General features: G+C 62.1%; 19 protein-coding genes. 13 read left to right on the top strand and 6 right to left on the bottom strand.

Features of this window, described 5'->3' with window-relative positions:
- Window positions 1-47 precede the first annotated feature (47 nt).
- Together M5B44_RS22290 and M5B44_RS22285 are read right to left on the bottom strand one after the other, a co-directional pair.
- A complete protein-coding gene (locus M5B44_RS22290; protein ID WP_248740513.1) occupies window positions 48-1,364 on the bottom strand; it encodes a bifunctional DedA family/phosphatase PAP2 family protein in 1,317 nt (438 codons plus the stop codon).
- 54 nt (window positions 1,365-1,418) lie between these two features.
- A complete protein-coding gene (locus M5B44_RS22285; protein WP_248740512.1) occupies window positions 1,419-2,114 on the bottom strand; it encodes a DNA-3-methyladenine glycosylase in 696 nt (231 codons plus the stop codon).
- Window positions 2,115-2,291: 177 nt separating this feature from the next.
- Here M5B44_RS22285 and M5B44_RS22280 point away from each other — a divergent pair, with 177 nt between their 5' ends.
- From M5B44_RS22280 to M5B44_RS22220, 13 genes are all read left to right on the top strand, one after another.
- Window positions 2,292-3,563: a glutamate-5-semialdehyde dehydrogenase gene (locus M5B44_RS22280; protein ID WP_248740511.1), complete on the top strand. Its 1,272-nt coding sequence runs from the start codon at window positions 2,292-2,294 to the stop codon at window positions 3,561-3,563.
- Window positions 3,532-4,254, top strand: a complete 723-nt coding sequence (gene nadD, locus M5B44_RS22275; RefSeq protein WP_248740510.1) for a nicotinate-nucleotide adenylyltransferase — start codon at window positions 3,532-3,534, stop codon at window positions 4,252-4,254. The genes M5B44_RS22280 and nadD overlap by 32 nt, the downstream gene beginning before the upstream one ends.
- Window positions 4,255-4,324: 70 nt before the next feature.
- Window positions 4,325-4,819: a ribosome silencing factor gene (gene rsfS / locus M5B44_RS22270; RefSeq protein ID WP_085712284.1), complete on the top strand. Its 495-nt coding sequence runs from the start codon at window positions 4,325-4,327 to the stop codon at window positions 4,817-4,819.
- A gap of 10 nt (window positions 4,820-4,829) precedes the next feature.
- Window positions 4,830-5,297 (top strand): 23S rRNA (pseudouridine(1915)-N(3))-methyltransferase RlmH, encoded by a 468-nt coding sequence (gene rlmH, locus M5B44_RS22265; protein ID WP_011063671.1) that lies wholly within the window; start codon window positions 4,830-4,832, stop codon window positions 5,295-5,297.
- 10 nt (window positions 5,298-5,307) lie between these two features.
- Window positions 5,308-7,203, top strand: coding sequence for a penicillin-binding protein 2 (mrdA, locus tag M5B44_RS22260; protein ID WP_085712283.1), 1,896 nt, complete (start codon window positions 5,308-5,310; stop codon window positions 7,201-7,203).
- 31 nt (window positions 7,204-7,234) lie between these two features.
- On the top strand, window positions 7,235-8,338 hold the full coding sequence (rodA, locus tag M5B44_RS22255; protein ID WP_085712360.1) for a rod shape-determining protein RodA: 1,104 nt from the start codon (window positions 7,235-7,237) through the stop codon (window positions 8,336-8,338).
- A 17-nt stretch (window positions 8,339-8,355) separates the two neighbouring features.
- Window positions 8,356-9,366 (top strand): lytic murein transglycosylase B, encoded by a 1,011-nt coding sequence (mltB, locus tag M5B44_RS22250; protein WP_085712282.1) that lies wholly within the window; start codon window positions 8,356-8,358, stop codon window positions 9,364-9,366.
- On the top strand, window positions 9,366-10,376 hold the full coding sequence (locus M5B44_RS22245; RefSeq protein ID WP_085732950.1) for a septal ring lytic transglycosylase RlpA family protein: 1,011 nt from the start codon (window positions 9,366-9,368) through the stop codon (window positions 10,374-10,376). The genes mltB and M5B44_RS22245 overlap by 1 nt, the downstream gene beginning before the upstream one ends.
- 189 nt (window positions 10,377-10,565) lie before the next feature.
- The gene (locus M5B44_RS22240) at window positions 10,566-11,723 is read left to right on the top strand and encodes a D-alanyl-D-alanine carboxypeptidase family protein (protein ID WP_065259591.1); all 1,158 of its coding nucleotides are present in this window, start codon (window positions 10,566-10,568) and stop codon (window positions 11,721-11,723) included.
- 84 nt (window positions 11,724-11,807) lie between these two features.
- Window positions 11,808-12,083, top strand: a complete 276-nt coding sequence (locus M5B44_RS22235) for a DUF493 domain-containing protein (RefSeq protein WP_007958664.1) — start codon at window positions 11,808-11,810, stop codon at window positions 12,081-12,083.
- Window positions 12,083-12,730, top strand: coding sequence for a lipoyl(octanoyl) transferase LipB (gene lipB, locus M5B44_RS22230; RefSeq protein ID WP_085712280.1), 648 nt, complete (start codon window positions 12,083-12,085; stop codon window positions 12,728-12,730). Before M5B44_RS22235 ends, lipB begins: the two co-directional genes overlap by 1 nt.
- Window positions 12,731-12,755: 25 nt before the next feature.
- Window positions 12,756-13,754 carry a lipoyl synthase gene (gene lipA, locus M5B44_RS22225; RefSeq protein ID WP_162803535.1) on the top strand — a complete coding sequence of 333 codons (999 nt, stop codon included), beginning with the start codon at window positions 12,756-12,758 and terminating at the stop codon, window positions 13,752-13,754.
- Between the two features lie 174 nt (window positions 13,755-13,928).
- Window positions 13,929-14,876 (top strand): S66 peptidase family protein, encoded by a 948-nt coding sequence (locus M5B44_RS22220; protein ID WP_248740509.1) that lies wholly within the window; start codon window positions 13,929-13,931, stop codon window positions 14,874-14,876.
- A 45-nt stretch (window positions 14,877-14,921) separates the two neighbouring features.
- Here M5B44_RS22220 and M5B44_RS22215 read toward each other — a convergent pair whose 3' ends face one another.
- The 4 genes from M5B44_RS22215 to lptE form a co-directional block, all read right to left on the bottom strand.
- Complete coding sequence (locus tag M5B44_RS22215) at window positions 14,922-16,244, bottom strand: lytic murein transglycosylase (RefSeq protein ID WP_248740508.1); 1,323 nt, start codon at window positions 16,242-16,244, stop codon at window positions 14,922-14,924.
- A 61-nt stretch (window positions 16,245-16,305) separates the two neighbouring features.
- Window positions 16,306-16,470 (bottom strand): alternative ribosome rescue factor ArfA, encoded by a 165-nt coding sequence (arfA, locus tag M5B44_RS22210; protein WP_007958672.1) that lies wholly within the window; start codon window positions 16,468-16,470, stop codon window positions 16,306-16,308.
- Between the two features lie 141 nt (window positions 16,471-16,611).
- Entirely contained in the window at window positions 16,612-17,649 is a 1,038-nt protein-coding gene (gene holA / locus M5B44_RS22205; RefSeq protein ID WP_248740507.1) for a DNA polymerase III subunit delta, read from the bottom strand.
- 39 nt (window positions 17,650-17,688) lie between these two features.
- Window positions 17,689-18,294 carry an LPS assembly lipoprotein LptE gene (gene lptE / locus M5B44_RS22200; RefSeq protein WP_134828212.1) on the bottom strand — a complete coding sequence of 202 codons (606 nt, stop codon included), beginning with the start codon at window positions 18,292-18,294 and terminating at the stop codon, window positions 17,689-17,691.
- Window positions 18,295-18,355: the final 61 nt, after the last annotated feature.

Raw genomic sequence — 18,355 nt, 5'->3', positions numbered from 1 at the left:
ATGACGCTCACCGGCGCCGGGTGCCCCGATGAGTGTTGAGCGTGGGCTCAGTAGGCATATCGCAACAAGGTGTGTGGCAGATGCCGCAGTACAAAGAAACCGAACAAGGCGACCAGTGCCGGCAGCACCAGCCACCAGACTTTCTGCGGCATCGCTTCAAGAGGGGACTGGCGCTGAATCAGCCACAGGCTCGCTGCGCAGACACAGGCGGCGAGCATGGCGCCGGCCAGGACATCCGTCGGCCAGTGTGCCCCCAGATACACCCGCGACAGCGCAATCGCCAGCGCCGGAATGCAGCCGATCAACAGCCAGGTCAGGCGCAGTCTTGGTGGTTGTCCACGTCCGGCCAGCACGGCGAGGGTCAGGAACAGTGCGAACGATCCGGACGCATGGCCGCTGGGCATGCTGTAACTGGTGATCGGGTCGGTCAGCACCTCCGGGCGCACCCGGGCGAAAAACAGTTTGGTCCCGGTGTTGGCCAGCGCGGTGACGAGCAGGGTAATGCCGGCGAAGATCGCCTGACGCCACTGGCGGCACACCAGTAACAGGCCGGTCAGCAAAATGCTGAACACCAGCATGTTGCGGAATTCGCCGATCAGGGTGAAGACCACTGCGACCTCGTCGAGCACGGCGCTGCGGTGTTCCTGCACGAGGGTCATGACGCCCTGGTCGAGCGCGGTCAGATACGGATAACCGATGAACAGCGCGATCAGGATCAACAGGCTCATGCTGCTGATCCAGATCGTCGCCCGGCGATGACGGCGCAGGCTGCTGTTGGCGCTCAGGCCGACCATCACCGCAATACTGCCGGCGACAATGCCGGCCTGCAGCCAGAAGCCTTCCGGCAGTGGCAGACGAATCGCCGCCCCGGTGGCCCAGCCGGGCAGCAGGTAGGCGATGCTCCAGCCAGCCGCCGCCAGCAGGCTGACGGCAACGAAGCGCGGGAAGGGCATGTCGCACATTCCGGCGACCATTGGCAGCATCGGTCTTAGCGGACCGATGAAACGCCCGACCAGCAGACTGGCGATACCGTAACGCTGGAAGTAGGTCTCCGCGCCGGCCATCCACTCCGGGTGATGGCGCAGGCCCGGCAGGCGGCGGATGTTCTGGTGGAAGTGGCGCCCGAGGAAATACGACACCAGGTCGCCGAGAATCCCGCCGAGAAAGCCCAGTAGCAGGGTCTCGCTGAGTGACAACGCGCCGCTGCCGGCAAGTGCCGCCACGGCGAACAGCAACACCGTGCCGGGAACGATGATCCCGGCAATCGCCAGACACTCGACGAAGGCCACGACGAACACCGCAGCAGCCAGCCACTGCGGATTGGCAGCCAGCCACCCGGTCACGCTATCGAGCCATGGGCCCATACAACACACTCCATTTCATTGATGTCCCTGGTCGGCGTAGCGCAGAGGGGAAGTTCACAGCAGAAAATAATCGCGTCCTTCGACCTGGCCCCGGCGCAGCGGGTTCCGGGTGCACCACGGGGCGTAGGCCGCATCGACGAAGCGATACATCAAGTGCTCGTCGCGCCCATGGGGGATGCCCAGGCGGGTGGTCTGGATGATGTGGCCCGGCGCGGGGCCGGTGTCTTCCACCAGCAGGATTTCGTGGTCAAAACGCTTGGCGTCCCACACCGGCACCTTCAGTCCCAGTGCCTTGCACAGCAGGGTTTGCCCGGCGCAAAGCTTTTGCGAGGGGCGCGGGCGGCCCTGAGCATCGGGATTGTTCAGCAGCATCTGCGCCAGACTGGCCGGGCCGCTGATCTCGTCGACCCACGGATAGGCCGATTTGATCAGTACCGCATTGCCAGGACCCTGCGCGCTGAAGTTCAGCGAATCGCCGCCACGGGCGTAGTACATATAGATGTGGCCGCCATCCAGAAACAAAGCCTTACGCTTTTCCGTGTAGCCGAGGGAGGCGTGACTGCCTTTTTCTTCGCAGTAATACGCTTCGGTTTCGATGATCCGGGCGCTGAGCCACAGGTCGCCGACCCGGTGACGGATGACTTTGCCCAGCAGATCGCGAGCCAGGACTTGGGCGTCCCGGTCGAAAAAAGCGTCCGGAAGGCCCAGCGGCAGGGCCTCGGCACGGGCGCGAACGGTCAGGTTGGACATGGCAAACGGTGTTTATCCAGGCGAAAGAGGTCGTGATGATAACAATCCGAGCCTTAATTACGGCTGAACATCGGCAAATCGCCGTCCATTTCGACCATCCGCCCGTCACCGCTGTTAGTCCCGGGACGCGACAGCTATAATCTGCCGCTTTCCTCTTTGCCAAGACCCCAGCAGACCATGACTGAGTCCGTTCTTGACTACATGACCCGATTGGGTCGCGCCGCCCGCGAAGCTTCCCGGGTCATCGGCCGTGCCAGCACCGCGCAGAAAAACCGCGCCCTGCTGGCTGCCGCCAATGCGCTGGACGCCGCCCGCGCCGAGCTTGCGGCAGCCAATGAACAGGACCTGGCCGCCGGCCGCGCCAACGGTCTGGAGCCTGCACTGCTGGAGCGTCTGGAACTGACCCCGGCCCGCATCGACGGAATGATTGTCGGTCTGCGTCAGGTGGCAGCCTTGCCGGATCCGGTTGGCGCGATCCGCGACATGAGCTTCCGTCCGTCGGGCATTCAGGTCGGCAAGATGCGCGTGCCGCTGGGCGTGATCGGGATCATCTACGAATCCCGTCCGAACGTGACCATCGATGCCGCCAGCCTGTGCCTGAAGTCCGGCAACGCGACCATCCTGCGTGGCGGTTCCGAGGCGATTCATTCCAACCGCGCGATTGCCGCCTGCATCCAGCGTGGTCTGGCTGAAGCCGAACTGCCGGCCGCCGTGGTGCAAGTGGTGGAAACCACCGACCGCGCCGCCGTTGGCGCGCTGATCACCATGCCCGAGTACGTCGATGTGATCGTACCGCGCGGTGGTCGTGGCCTGATCGAGCGCATCAGCCGTGACGCCCGGGTGCCGGTGATCAAGCATCTGGATGGCATCTGTCACGTCTATGTCAGCGAACACGCCGACCTGCCGAAAGCCCAGCGCATCGCCTTCAATGCCAAGACCTATCGTTATGGCATCTGCGGTGCGATGGAGACCCTGCTGGTCGATCAAAGTGTTGCGAAGGATTTCCTGCCGTCGATGGCCAGACAGTTCCGCGAAAAAGGCGTCGAGCTGCGTGGTTGCGAGCGCACCCGGGCGATCATCGAGGCGGTAGCGGCGACTGAAGAAGACTGGGGCACCGAGTATCTGGCGCCGATTCTGTCGATCCGCGTGGTCGACGGCCTGGAACAGGCCATCGAGCACATCAACCATTTCGGCTCTCACCACACCGATTCGATCGTCAGCGAAAACCTCGCCGACACCCGGCAGTTCGTGGCCGAAGTCGACTCGGCATCAGTGATGATCAACACCCCGACCTGCTTCGCCGATGGATTCGAATACGGATTGGGTGCCGAGATCGGCATTTCTACTGATAAGCTGCACGCCCGTGGCCCGGTGGGCCTCGAAGGACTGACCTGCGAGAAATACGTCGTGGTCGGTGATGGCCAGTTGCGCGGCCAGGCGACGGTCTGACTTGTCCGACCTCGACCCGAAAGCGCCGAAATCCGGCAGGAAGTCTCGCCCCAGACGCATCGGCGTCCTGGGCGGAACCTTCGATCCGGTGCATGTCGGCCATTTGCGCGGCGCGCTGGAAGTCGCCGATGCGTTGGCGCTCGATGAGCTGCGCATGATGCCCAGTGCCCGGCCGCCCCATCGCGATACCCCGCAGGTGTCGGCGCAGGATCGGCTGGCAATGGTCGAGTATGCGGTGGCCGGTGTGCCGCCGCTGGTGGTGGACGCCCGCGAGTTGCAGCGGGACAAACCGTCCTGGACCATCGATACCCTGGAGTCGCTGCGCGCTGAGCTGGCCGCCGAGACCCAGGTTTTTCTGCTTTTGGGCTGGGACGCATTTTGCGGCCTGCCCACTTGGCACCGCTGGGAGGAGTTGCTCCAGCATTGCCACATCCTGGTGCTACAGCGCCCGGACGCCGACAGCGAACCGCCGGATGCCTTGCGCAACCTGCTGGCAGCGCGTTCGGTGAGCGACCCGCTGGCCCTGAAAGGGCCGAGCGGACAGATTGCATTCGTCTGGCAGACACCGCTCGCGGTCTCCGCCACCCAGATCCGTCAACTGCTGGCCAGCGGTAAGTCGGTACGTTTCCTGGTGCCCGACGCGGTCCTGGCCTACATCGATGCGCACGGTCTGTACCGTGCGTCGAACTGAACAAGGCGTGCTCGAGTAACACGATCATCGTGGAACGGGCCGCCGAATACATGAGCAAAACGAGTTTTATATGACTGACAAAGACCAAACCAAAGTAAAGCGCAAAGGCACGTTCAAGAGCGCTCCGCTGCCGGAAGTCGCCAACACCAACGAACCGCTGAAAGGCGACGAGCTGGTCAAGGTGGCCGTGGCCGCCCTGGAAGACGTCAAGGCCCAGGACATCCAGATCATCGATGTGCGCGACAAGCAGAGCATCACTGACTACATGATCATCGCCACCGGTACGTCCAACCGTCAGATCAACGCGATGCTGGACAAGGTTCGCGAAGAAGTGAAAAAGCAGGGCGCCAAGCCGCTGGGCGAGGAAGGCAAGGGCGACAGCGACTGGGTGCTGCTGGACCTGGACCTGGTGATCGTGCACATGATGACCGCCTCGGCCCGTCAGTTCTACGACCTGGAGCGCCTGTGGGCCGGTGCCGAGCAAAGCCGTGCGGCAGACGCCAAGCACCACAGCCCGGAAAACACCCACGAGCACTTCACCAAGCTCAACAAAGACCAGCTGTAAGGGAAGCGCTGTGCGACTGCGACTGATCGCCGTCGGTTCACGCATGCCCAAATGGGTGGAAGAAGGCTGGCATGAATATGCCAAGCGTCTTCCGTCCGAGCTGGCGCTGGAACTGGTGGAAATTCCGCTCAATACCCGTGGCAAGAATGCCGACGTGGCCCGCTTCATCCGTCAGGAAGGCGAAGCCATGCTGGCCAAGGTCGGGCACAACGAGCGGATCGTCACCCTCGAAGTGCACGGCAAGCCCTGGAGCACCGAGCAACTGGCGGTCGAACTCGACCGTTGGCGGCTGGACTCGCGCACGGTCAATTTCATGGTCGGTGGCCCGGAAGGGCTGGCGCCGGAAGTCTGTGCCCGCGCCGACCAGCGCTGGTCGTTGTCGCCATTGACGCTGCCGCACCCGTTGGTGCGCATCCTCATCGGCGAGCAGTTGTATCGTGCCTGGACCGTGTTGTCCGGCCACCCATACCACAAGTAATCCTGCCCTCATGTCCCAGCCGATCCGCATCAAGGACCACGAAAAAGACGCCCGCCTGGTGCGTAGCCGCGTCGTGTTCGGGGCCATTGCGGTGGTGCTGCTGATCTGTGTGCTGATTGCAAGGCTCTATTTCTTGCAGGTGATCCAGTACGAGTATCACTCGACCCTCTCGGAAAACAACCGCGTCCATGTCCAGCCGATTCCGCCGACCCGTGGCCTGATTTACGACCGCAACGGCGTGGTGGTGGCGGATAACCGTCCGAGCTTCAGCCTGAGCATGACCCGCGAGCGCTCCGGCGACTGGCAGCAGGTGCTCGACGTGATCGTCGAAGTGCTGGAGCTGACGCCGGAAGACCGGGTGATCTTCGAAAAGCGCATGCGTCAGGGGCGCCGGCCGTTCGAGCCGGTGCCGATCCTGTTCGAGCTGACCGAAGAGCAGATCGCCCGGATCGCGGTGAACCAGTTCCGTCTGCCGGGCGTGGAAGTGGTCGCGCAGCTGGTGCGTCACTACCCGCAGGGCGCGCATTTTGCGCACTCGGTGGGGTACATGGGGCGGATCAACGAGAAAGAGCTGAAGACCCTCGACCCGGTCAACTACAGCGGCACCCACCACATCGGCAAGACCGGCATCGAGCGCTTCTACGAAGCCGAGCTGCACGGCCAGGTAGGTTACGAAGAGGTCGAGACCAACGCCCGGGGCCGCGTACTGCGGGTGCTCAAGCGTACCGATCCTGTGCCGGGCAAGGACATCGTCCTGAGCCTCGACATCAAATTGCAGGAAGCCGCCGAAGCCGCACTGGGCGGGCGACGCGGCGCAGTGGTGGCGCTGGACCCGAACACCGGTGAAGTGCTGGCGATGGTCAGCCAGCCGAGCTTCGACCCGAACCTGTTCGTCACCGGCATCAGCTTCAAGGCTTACGCCGAATTGCGTGATTCCATTGACCGGCCGCTGTTCAACCGCGTACTGCGCGGTCTGTATCCGCCGGGCTCGACGATCAAGCCGGCGGTGGCGATTGCCGGTCTGGACGCGGGCGTGGTGACGGCGTCGAGCCGGGTGTTCGACCCCGGTTACTACATGCTGCCCAACTACGATCACAAATACCGCAACTGGAACCGCACCGGCGACGGCTTCGTCGACCTCGACACGGCGATCATGCGGTCCAACGACACCTACTTCTATGACCTGGCGCACAAGCTCGGCATCGACCGGCTGTCGGCGTACATGAACAAGTTCGGCATCGGCCAGAAGGTCTCGCTGGACATGTTCGAAGAATCCCCCGGCCTGATGCCGTCCCGCGAATGGAAGCGTGCCACCCGCAAACAGGCGTGGTTCCCGGGCGAGACCCTGATTCTCGGGATCGGCCAGGGCTACATGCAATCGACGCCGCTGCAACTGGCCCAGGCCACCGCGCTGGTGGCCAACAAGGGCGTGTGGAACCGTCCGCACCTGGCCAAGACCATCGAGGGCGAGAAACCCAAGGATGAGAACCCGATGCCGGACATCGTCCTGCGCGATCCGTCGGACTGGACCAAGGTCAACCACGGCATGCAGCAGGTGATGCACGGTGCCCGGGGTACCGCGCGCAAGGCGTCGATCGGCGCGCAATACCGGATCGCCGGCAAGTCGGGTACGGCCCAGGTGGTCGCGATCAAACAAGGCGAGAAATACGACCGCTCCAAAGTGCAGGAGCGCCACCGCGACCACGCCCTGTTCGTCGGCTTTGCACCGGCCGACAACCCGAAAATCGTGGTGTCGGTGATGGTCGAGAACGGTGAGTCCGGTTCCGGCGTCGCGGCGCCGGTGGTGCGTCAGGTGATGGACGCCTGGCTGCTGGATCAGGACGGACGCTTGAAGGCCGAATACGCCAGCCCAATCAGTGCGGAGGCTACGGCCCGTGAAGAATAATTTCGATCGCATGCTCTCCAGTGAGGATGTGATGCGTCGCCGCGCGACGCTGCTGCAACGCCTGCATATCGACGGACCCTTGCTGGTCCTGCTGCTGATCCTCGCCGCCGGCAGCCTGTTCGTGCTGTATTCGGCCAGCGGCAAGAGCTGGGACCTTCTGGCCAAGCAGGCCACGTCGTTCGGCATCGGCCTGGTGTCGATGATCGTCATCGCCCAGTTCGAACCACGGTTCATGGCCCGTTGGGTACCGCTCGGTTATGTGGTCGGGGTGGTGCTGCTGATGGTGGTGGACATCATGGGCCACAACGCCATGGGCGCGACCCGCTGGATCAACATTCCCGGGGTGATCCGCTTCCAGCCATCGGAGTTCATGAAGATCCTGATGCCGGCGACCATCGCCTGGTACCTGTCCAAGCGCACGCTGCCGCCGCAGCTCAAGCATGTCGGGATCAGTCTGATGTTGATCGGCGTCCCGTTCATTCTGATCGTGCGTCAGCCGGATCTGGGCACGTCGCTGCTGATTCTGGCCGGTGGCGCGTTCGTGCTGTTCATGGGCGGATTGCGCTGGCGCTGGATCCTCAGCGTGCTGGCCGCCGCCGTACCCGTGGCAATCGCCATGTGGTTCTTCATCATGCACGACTATCAGAAGCAGCGGATCCTGACCTTCCTCGACCCGGAAAGCGATCCGCTGGGCACCGGCTGGAACATCATTCAGTCGAAGGCCGCCATCGGTTCCGGTGGCGTGTTTGGCAAGGGCTGGCTGCTGGGTACCCAGTCGCACCTGGACTTCCTGCCGGAAAGCCATACCGACTTCATTATTGCGGTGCTGGGCGAAGAGTTCGGGCTGGTGGGCATTTGCGCGCTGTTGCTGATCTATCTGCTGCTGATCGGTCGCGGCCTGGTGATTACCGCCCAGGCGCAGACCCTGTTCGGCAAATTGCTCGCCGGCGCCTTGACCATGACGTTTTTTGTTTATGTTTTCGTCAACATCGGTATGGTCAGTGGCCTGTTGCCGGTGGTGGGGGTGCCGTTGCCGTTCATTAGCTACGGCGGAACTTCGCTGGTGACGCTGCTGTCAGCGTTTGGGGTTTTGATGTCGATCCATACGCATCGCAAGTGGATCGCACAGGTTTGAATAAGGTGAAGAGTTCAATGCAAGTAATGCGTGACTGGGCGACACGATACGCACCGTGGCTCGGCCTGGTAGGCATCCTTGGCAGCGCGCAGGAAGCGCTGGCCGGCGATTACGAAGGCTCGCCCCAGGTGGCCGAATTCGTCGGTGAAATGACCCGCGACTACGGTTTCGCCGGCGAGCAACTGATGGCGGTTTTCCGCGAGGCCCAGCGCAAGCAGGCGATTCTCGACGCGATTTCCAAACCCGCCGAACGGGTCAAGCAGTGGAAAGAATACCGGCCGATGTTCATCACCGACGCGCGCATCGCCCGTGGTGTGGACTTCTGGCGCCAGCACGAGGCGGTACTGGCCCGCGCCGAGCAGGAATACGGCGTTCCGGCTCAGGTGATCGTGTCGATCATCGGCGTCGAGACCTTTTTCGGACGTAATACCGGTAATTACCGGGTGATCGATGCCTTGTCCACGCTGGGTTTCGACTATCCTCCCCGTGCCGAATTTTTCCGCAAGGAACTGCGTGAGTTCCTGCTCTTGGCTCGCGAAGAACAGGTCGACCCGCTGACCCTCAAGGGTTCCTACGCCGGGGCGATGGGCCTGCCGCAGTTCATGCCGAGCAGTTTTCGCGCCTATGCGGTGGATTTCGACGGCGATGGCCACATCAATATCTGGAACAACCCGGATGATGCGATCGGCAGCGTTGCCAGCTACTTCAAGCGGCACGGCTGGGTGGCCGGCGAACCGGTGGTCAGTCGTGCGGATGTGCGCGGCGAGCAGGTGGATGAAGGCCTGACCACCGGCATCGAACCGACGAAAACCGTCGGGGAGTTGCGAGCGCTGGGCTGGTCAAGTCATGATGCGCTGCGCGATGATATGCCGGTTACTGCATTTCGCCTGGAAGGCGACAATGGCCCGGAATACTGGATGGGCCTGAAGAATTTCTACGCGATCACGCGTTATAACCGCAGCGTGATGTACGCCATGGCTGTACATCAACTGTCTGAAGAGCTGGTAAAAGCACGGGGCGTCAAGTAATGCAGGCATTGCCTATCAACAAACCCCTGAAGCTGGTGGCATTCGCTGCGTTGGCGGTGCTGGTCGCCAGTTGCTCGACCAGCCGGGCGCCGACCCAGAAATACGCCTCCAACACCGTTCGTGCCCAACCGGGTCTGGACATCAACCGGGCCCACAAGGACGGCGCGCCATGGTGGGACGTCGATGTGTCGCGCATTCCGGACGCCACGCCGACCCTGCACACCGGCCCGTACAAGGCCAACCCGTACACCGTGCTGGGCAAGACCTACTTCCCTTTGCAGGAATCCAAGACCTACGTGGCCTCGGGCACCGCGTCCTGGTACGGCACCAAGTTCCACGGTCAGAACACCGCCAACGGCGAAGTCTATGACCTGTACGGCATGAGTGCCGCCCACAAGACCTTACCGCTGCCAAGTTACGTTCGGGTGACCAACCTGGACAACAACAAGAGCGTGATCCTGCGGGTCAACGACCGCGGGCCGTTCTATTCCGACCGGATCATCGACCTGTCCTACGCCGCAGCCAAAAAGCTCGGTTATGCCGAAATCGGCACCGCGCGGGTCAAGGTCGAGGGTATCGACCCGCAACAGTGGTGGGCTGCCAAGGGCCGTCCGGCGCCTTTGATGCTCAACGAGCCGCAAGTCGCGCAGAATACTGCGCCGGTGATCACGGCTTCGGCCGGTACCATCGAGCAGTGGACTCCGCCGCCGCAACAACACGCTTCCGACACTGTACCTGTACAGATCGGCGCAAAAAAAAACGCTTCTGCACCAGCGTCTGGCCAGTATCTGCAGGTGGGCGCGTTCGCCAACCCGGACGCTGCAGAACTCCTGAGGTCGAAGCTCAGCGGGATGGTGAGCGCTCCGGTGTTCATCAGCTCGATCGTGCGCAATCAGCAGACCCTGCACCGGGTACGCCTGGGACCGATCGGTTCGCCGGGTGAAATTGCCCAGGTGCAGAACAGCGTGCGCCTGGCCAACCTTGGTTCGCCAAGTGTGGTCACCGAGTAAGTAATACGTAGCACTTGATTGACGGTTCACCAGCGATTGGGGGGTGAATCAGGTTGTTGGCTCGTCGAAGAACAAAAGCCCGGCAAAGGGTGACTGGAGTGAGCAACTGAACACGCGATGACTCGTTAGAAAGTCATCTGATTAATTTTGCCCGCAAGGGCAGTTTCCATTAGCGATTTCGAGAGACGGATGAACATCACCACCTTTGCCAAACGCCTGTGTCTGCTAGTCCCGCTGCTCCTCTCGCCAGCCGCCTTCGCGGCCGAGATGATGCCGTCGCCACCTCAACTGGCCGCAAAAGCCTACGTGCTCATGGACGCCAGCAGCGGCAACGTGCTGGTGGAGAACAACGGTGACCAGCGTCTGCCACCGGCCAGCCTGACCAAACTGATGACCGCGTACATTGCAACGCTGGAAATCCGTCGTGGCCAGATCGGTGAAAACGATCCGGTGACCGTCAGCGAAAACGCCTGGCGCACCGGCGGTTCGCGGATGTTCATCAAGGTCGGCTCGCAGGTGACCGTCAGCGACCTGCTGCACGGCATCATCATCCAGTCCGGCAACGACGCCAGCGTCGCGGTGGCCGAGCACATCGCCGGCAGCGAAGACGCTTTCGCCGACCTGATGAACAAGACTGTCGCCGATCTGGGCATGACCAATACCCACTTCATGAACCCGACTGGCCTGCCAAACCCTGAGCATTACTCGTCGGCTCACGACATGGCGATCCTGGCGCGCGCGATCATCCACGAAGACCCGGCTCACTACGCGATCTACTCGCAGAAAGAGTTCTTCTGGAACGGCATCAAGCAGCCTAACCGCAACCTGCTGCTGTGGCGCGACAAGACCGTCGACGGTCTGAAAACCGGTCACACCGACGAAGCCGGCTACTGCATGGTGTCCTCGGCCGTACGTGACGGCATGCGCCTGATCGCCGTAGTGTTCGGCACCAACAGCGAAGTGGCTCGCGCCGCCGAGACCCAGAAGCTGCTGACCTACGGTTTCCGCTTCTTCGAAACCCAGACCTTCTATCAGAAGGGCACCGAACTGGCCCAGGCCCCGGTGTGGAAAGGCACCACCAGCCAGGTCAAGGCCGGTCTGGCTGAAGACCTGACCATGACCCTGCCGAAAGGCCAGCTGAAGAAGCTCGCTGCCAGCATGACCATGAACCCGCAACTGACCGCGCCAATCGCCAAGGGCGACGTGATCGGTAAAGTCGAAGTGAAACTGGACGACAAGGTGGTGCACAGCGCCGACCTGATCGCCCTGGACGCTGTCGAGGAGGGTGGTATCTTCCGCCGCATGTGGGATAGCATCCGTCTATTCTTCTACGGCTTGTTCAACTGATTCGAGTTGACCTGCATGGCCCCGTTCCCCTCCGGAGCGGGGCCTTGTTCGTTACCGGGCTTACGCTTACGAGGCCGTTACGCCATGACCGATACCGAAGTAAAGGCGCCAAAGATCGAATTTCCGCAGGTTGATTATCCGGTTAAGGTGATCAGCGATACGGGCGTCGGCAACAAAGACAAGATCATCGACATCGTCAAGAAACACGCAAAGATCAACGATGAGCGTGTCGACGAACGTCAAAGCAGCAACGGCAAGTACACCACCATCCAGTTGCACATCGTCGCGACCGACCAGGATCAGCTGTACAACATCAACAGCGAACTGCGGGCGACCGGCTTCGTACACATGGTGTTGTGATGCCGGGCACGCTGGGCTTTCGCGAACTTGGCCAGATGGCTTACGAGCCGGTCTGGCATGCCATGCAACGCTTTACCAACGAACGCGGCAGTGATGCCGCCGACGAAATCTGGCTCGTCGAACACCCGCCGGTGTTCACTCAGGGTCAGGCCGGCAAGGCCGAACATCTGTTGCTGCCGGGAGATATCCCGGTGGTTCAGGTCGACCGCGGCGGGCAGGTGACTTACCATGGCCCCGGCCAACTGGTGGCGTACCTGTTGCTGGATGTACGCAAACTGGGTTTTGGCGTACGCGACCTGGTCACGCGCATGGAGCGCTGCCTGATCGAACTGCTGGCCAGCTATGGTGTGACCGCCGTGGCCAAGCCGGATGCTCCCGGCGTCTATGTCGACGGAGCGAAAATCGCTTCTCTGGGTTTGCGGATTCGCCACGGTTGTTCCTTTCATGGCCTGGCCCTGAACGTGGATATGAACCTGGAACCGTTTCGACGGATTAATCCCTGCGGCTATGCCGGGCTGGCGATGACCCAGCTGAGCGATCACGCAGGATCGATTGAATTTGCCGAGGTAAGTGCCCGGCTGCGCGCGCAGCTCGTCAAACACCTCGACTATGCTGAGCAGACGACCCTGACGGGCGGAATCGACTGATATGACTACTGATGCAGTGCAAACCATGATCCCGACGCTCGACGTGACCGAGCGCCCGGCCCCGCGTCCCAAGGTTGAAGCCGGCGTCAAGCTGCGCGGCGCCGAGAAGGTTGCACGCATCCCGGTAAAGATCATTCCGACCACCGAACTGCCGAAGAAACCCGACTGGATCCGCGTGCGCATCCCGGTTTCGCCGGAAGTCGAGCGCATCAAGAGCCTGCTGCGCAAACACAAGCTGCACAGCGTCTGCGAAGAGGCCTCCTGCCCGAACCTGGGCGAGTGCTTCTCCGGCGGCACCGCGACCTTCATGATCATGGGTGACATCTGCACCCGTCGCTGCCCGTTCTGCGACGTCGGCCACGGTCGTCCGAAACCACTGGACGTCAACGAGCCGGAAAGCCTGGCCATCGCCATCGCCGACCTGAAACTCAAGTACGTGGTGATCACTTCGGTGGACCGCGACGATCTGCGCGACGGCGGTGCCCAGCACTTTGCCGACTGCATTCGTGAAATCCGCAAACTGTCGCCGAACGTGCAGCTCGAGACCTTGGTCCCGGACTACCGTGGCCGCATGGACATCGCCCTGGAAATCACCGCGGCCGAGCCACCGGATGTGTTCAACCACAACCTGGAAACCGTACCGCGCCTGTACAAGGCTGCGCGTCCGGGTTCGGACTACCAGTGGTCGCTGACCCTGCTGCAGCGTTTCAAGCAGATGATGCCGCACATTCCGACCAAATCCGGCCTGATGCTGGGTCTGGGCGAGACCGACGACGAAGTCATCGAAGTCATGAAGCGTATGCGCGAACACGACATCGACATGCTGACCCTGGGCCAGTACCTGCAACCGTCCCGCAGCCACTTGCCGGTGCAGCGTTTCGTGCACCCGGACACCTTCGCCTGGTTCGCCGAGGAAGGTTACAAGATGGGCTTCAAGAACGTCGCGTCCGGCCCGTTGGTGCGTTCGTCGTACCACGCCGACGAGCAGGCGAAACTGGTCAAGGCCGAGCTGCTCGGTTCCTGATTCAGCGCTGAATGAAAAAATGCCCGCCGGGTTTTATCGCCCGGCGGGCATTTTTTTGTCCGGCCTACGCTCGTTATCGACTTTTCCTGCAATCAGCGGCGCAGCCGAGCCTCTTCTGTTTGTCGCCGTTCCTGACTACTGTGTGTGCATGACTTTACACAGGGAGATCCATGGATGACCGTTCGACCGACCCACACCCTTTTTCCGCACAAGCCTGTGCCGGCGCTGCCGTCGGAAGGGCTGATAGGCGTTATTGCGCCCGCCGGTCCCGGCGCGCTGGATACCGAAAAGGCCATCCAGTGGATGCGCGCCCGGGGTTACGGTTTGCGGGTGTTTCCTGGCGTCTACGAGAAGGATGGTTATCTGGCCGGCAGCGACAAGGTGCGGCTCAATGATCTGCACGCGGCGTTCACTGATCCCGAGGTTGACGCAATCATCTGTCTGCGTGGCGGTTACGGCACGCCGCGCCTGCTGGATCAAATCGACTACGATCTGCTGGCGCGCCATGCCAAGCCCTTTGTCGGTTACAGCGACATCACCGCGCTTCATCTGGCCATCAGTCGATACGCCGGGTTCGTGACCTTTCACGGGCCACTGTTGAACGCCGACCTGCTGGGGGACAAGGAGCCGCCGACGGTGACGTCGTTCTTCGCCATGTTGCGCGGTCAATTGAAGGCCGGCAGTGTGATGAGTCATCCGGTGGCTTATCCATTGACCACGGTTGAGCCCGGCATCGCTCACGGGCGTTTGCTGGGCGGCAATCTGGCGATGATCGCCGCAACCCTGGGTACGCCCTACGAAATCGACGTCGAAGGGGTGATCCTGCTCATCGAGGACGTCAACGAGCCGCTGTATCGGATCGACCGATTGCTGACCCAGATGCGTCTTGCCGGCAAGCTGGCCCGATTGCGTGGCGTGTTGGTCGGGGATATCGCGGGAGTGGATGTCGATGCGCTGAATCGCCTGCTCAAGCAGACCTTCGAGCCGCTGCGGATCCCGGTGCTGTCGGGCTGGCGCAGTGGGCATTGCGATCCGAACCTGACCTTGCCGCTGGGCGCGCTGGTGCGGCTGGATGCGGGGAAGAAGGAATTGATGCTGGAGCAGGATGTGGTAATTCGTTAAACGAGCCACAAAAAACCGCCGCCTGAAGAGGCGGCGGTTTTGTTTTTACTGGCTACGCAAGCTTTCCAGCAGCTTGTGCGTCGGATAGCCATCCGCCGGCCAGCCAAAGGACTGCTGCGCACTGCGGATCGCCTTGCGCGTATTGGCACCGATGATGCCGTCTGCGGTGCCCGCGTCGTAGTTGCGCGCGGTCAGCAGGTTTTGCAACTCGATACGCTCGGTACGGCTCAGCGGTAGATCATCCTTCGGCCAGGTGCCGTTGATCAGGCCTGCGCCGTTGAAGCGCTCGGACAACAGGCTTACCGCCAGGGCATAGGACGACGAGTTGTTGTACTTGAGGATCGCCCGGAAGTTGTCGAGGATCAGGAACGCCGGGCCACGATAGCCGGCCGGCAACAGCAGGGCAGCCGACAATTGCTCGGAGCCAGCCGGTGCCTGGCCACCGTTGGGCAGGATCACACCCAGTTGTCGCCATTCGGCGACACTCTTGCGAATCGCGCCATCCGCCAGGGTGTAATTGAAACCGCTCGGCAGCTGCACCTCGAAGCCCCATGGCTGACCACGCTGCCAGCCGGAGCTTTGCAGGTAATGCGCAGTCGAGGCCAAGGCGTCAGCCGGGCTGCCCCAGATGTCACGGCGACCGTCACCGTCGAAATCCACGGCGTGGGTGTTGTAGGTGGTCGGGATGAACTGGGTCTGGCCCATGGCGCCGGCCCAGGAACCGAGCATTTTCTCCGGCGTGATGTCGCCCTGTTGCAGGATCTGCAGCGCCGCGATCAGTTGCGCGTGAGCAAAGGCCGGGCGGCGACCTTCATAGGCCAGGGTTGCCAGAGAGTTGATCACCGATTTGGTGCCCTGGAACTGACCGAAATTGCTCTCCATCCCCCACACCGATACCAGCGCCTGGCGATCGACGCCATAACGTTGCTCGATGCGTTGCAGGATATCGGCGTACTGGTTGATCAGGGCCTGGCCTTTACGTACTCGCAGCGGCGACAGGGCGCCGTCCAGGTACTCCCACACCGGGCGGGCAAACTCGGGCTGGCTACGGTCGGCGCGGATCACGCTGGCATCGAAGCTCACGTTGGCAAAGGCGCGGTCGAACACGTCGGGGCGGATACCGGCGGCCAGGGCGTCCTTGCGGAAACCTGCCTGCCACTCGGCGAAAGTCTGGGTCGGTTGCAGATCGAGGTCGTCACCGGACGGCACTACCGGCGGGATGACCGCAGGGGCCGTGGCAACGGGAGCAGTCTGAAGCGGTTGCGCGTCGGCGGCGGTGGGTTTCTCCGCGCAGGCGACAAGCAGTATGAAACTTGTGGCAGCGATCAGTTGGCGAACGGGCCAACGACGGGAAAGACTGAGGGGCATGCACAGGTCCAGGGGATACGAATCAGGTGCAGACCTTAACATGAGGAAGGGGTGCTGCGCTTCAAGCGGCCAGAAAGTAAGAAGCCTCCCAGCTGTCAGACTGGAAGGCTTCGCGGCGGTAGCTGCCTTTACCCTTGGTGGGTCGTTCCTGGCGGCTGCGGAACAGGGGTTGGGCGACGATGGATTTGGCCTTGTTGTGGCCATGTTTCGATGGCTTTTTGCTCATGAGGGTTCTCTCGAGTGAGTGGGTTTTGCGCGGCAAATGATCTGCCGATGTCAGGGGTCTGTCTATAGGACTGAAGGCGGGATGTTCTGTAGGAAATGGTCTGCGCAAAAAAAACGGGATCGCAGTGTGCGATCCCGGATTTCATTCGGCAGGTAACGTCAGACGCTGACCGGCCATCAACAGCGCCAGACGGCTTAGGCTCATCCACGGGGAACCGGCTGCCTGGCCCTTGATCTGCGCATCGATGCGCTGGGCTTCGAGCAACAATTGCGCCCAGCGTTGCGCCGAGTAGCGTTGCAGGGCCTTGCTCATCAGCGGTTTGCGCTTGTCCCAGACCGGCGGTTTCGCCTGACTGAAACACTTGTCCAGCGGCGTCCCCTGGCTGTACTGCAGCGAGATATTGGCCAGCAGACGCAGTTCCCGAGCCAGGGCCCAGAGGATCACCGGCGGCTCGACGCCCTCACCGCGCAGGCCTTCGAGCATGCGCAGCGCGTGAGCCGGTTCGCCGTTGAGGACTGCGTCGGTCAGGCCGAACACGTCAAAGCGCGCACTGTCGGCCACGGCCGCCTGCACGGTTTCGACAGTGATCTGTCCGCCTTCGGCCATCAGCTTGAGCTTCTCGATCTCCTGCGCGGCGGCAAGCAGGTTGCCTTCGACCCGCGCGGCAATCAGTTCCACCGCGTCCTGACTGGCCGAAAGGCCGGCCTGAGACAGTCGCTGACGAATCCAGCTCGGCAACTGATTGGCATCCACCGGCCAGATCTGCACGAACTGGGTTTGCTGACCTTCGACCAGCGCCTTGCCCCATTTGGTCTTCTGCGCGCTGCCGTCCAGCTTGGGCAGGCTGATCAGCAACACCGTGTCTTCGGCGGGGCGTGAGCAGTATTCGATCAGCGCGGTAGCACCCTTGTCACCGGGCTTGCCGGACGGCAGGCGCAGTTCCAGCAGGCGCTTTTCAGCGAACAGCGACATGCTGGCGCCGGCCAGCAGCAGCGTACCCCAATCGAAATTGGCGTCGGCAGCGAAGACCTGACGTTCGTCGAAACCTTGCTGACGGGCAGCGGAACGAATGGCGTCGGCAGCTTCCTGGCACAGCAGCGGGTCATCGCCGCTGATGATGTAGACCGGCGCAAGGGCGCCTTGCAGGTGTTTGCCAAGTTGGGCGGGAGCGAGCTTCATAAGAGAGGGCGAACGGGGCGCCTGAGCGCCCCGGACGTCTTACTGCTGCGGCAGTTCGAGCGGCGACTGACGCGGAGTTTCCGCTTCAGCCTTCTGCGCCGCTTCCAGGGCATCGGCTTCAGCCTTGGCCCGGGCGTTGGCGGTCTGCTGCAGCGCATCCAGTTGGGCCGGCGTCAGTTGCTGCAGGCGCAGCATCATGCGCTGGACCAGTTCGCGGCGGGTTTCACGGCGAGCATCGTTGGCTTCCTGGTCGGAGCCGACAAGGTTGTTACCGTCGTGAATGAACACTTTCTGCACTTCAAGCTTGTCGCTTTTGAGCAGCAGGTCTTTTTCGCCACGAATATCGTAGTTGAGCACGGTGGTCACTTGATACTCGCCAGTACGACCGGCACCGGCGTAGCTGAGGATGCGCTGGTTTTCCTGCTCATCGGCCAGGTACAGCTTGTACGGTGCGCCGGAGACAATCTTGACGCCGCTGGCCTCCAGCACCTGACGCAGTTGCGTCACGGTTTCGCCGTAGGCGTTACGGGCGCTCAGATCGAGCTCCTTGATCGTCAGTTCGGTGGTGCCGGTGCCGCGCAGCTGGAAACCGCAGGCGCTCAACAGGACAGCGAGGCCCATCACCAGCAGATTGCGTTTGATCATTGTGTTGCTCCCCTTGAAACCATGTGGGCCGACCCTGCGGCCCGAAAGGTTTTACTGGACG

Source organism: Pseudomonas sp. MWU12-2029, assembly GCF_023242425.1.
In the GTDB taxonomy this organism is placed as follows: domain Bacteria; phylum Pseudomonadota; class Gammaproteobacteria; order Pseudomonadales; family Pseudomonadaceae; genus Aquipseudomonas; species Aquipseudomonas kribbensis.
Note: the sequence above shows the minus strand (reverse complement) of the source record. Positions and strands in the feature narration are given on the sequence as shown.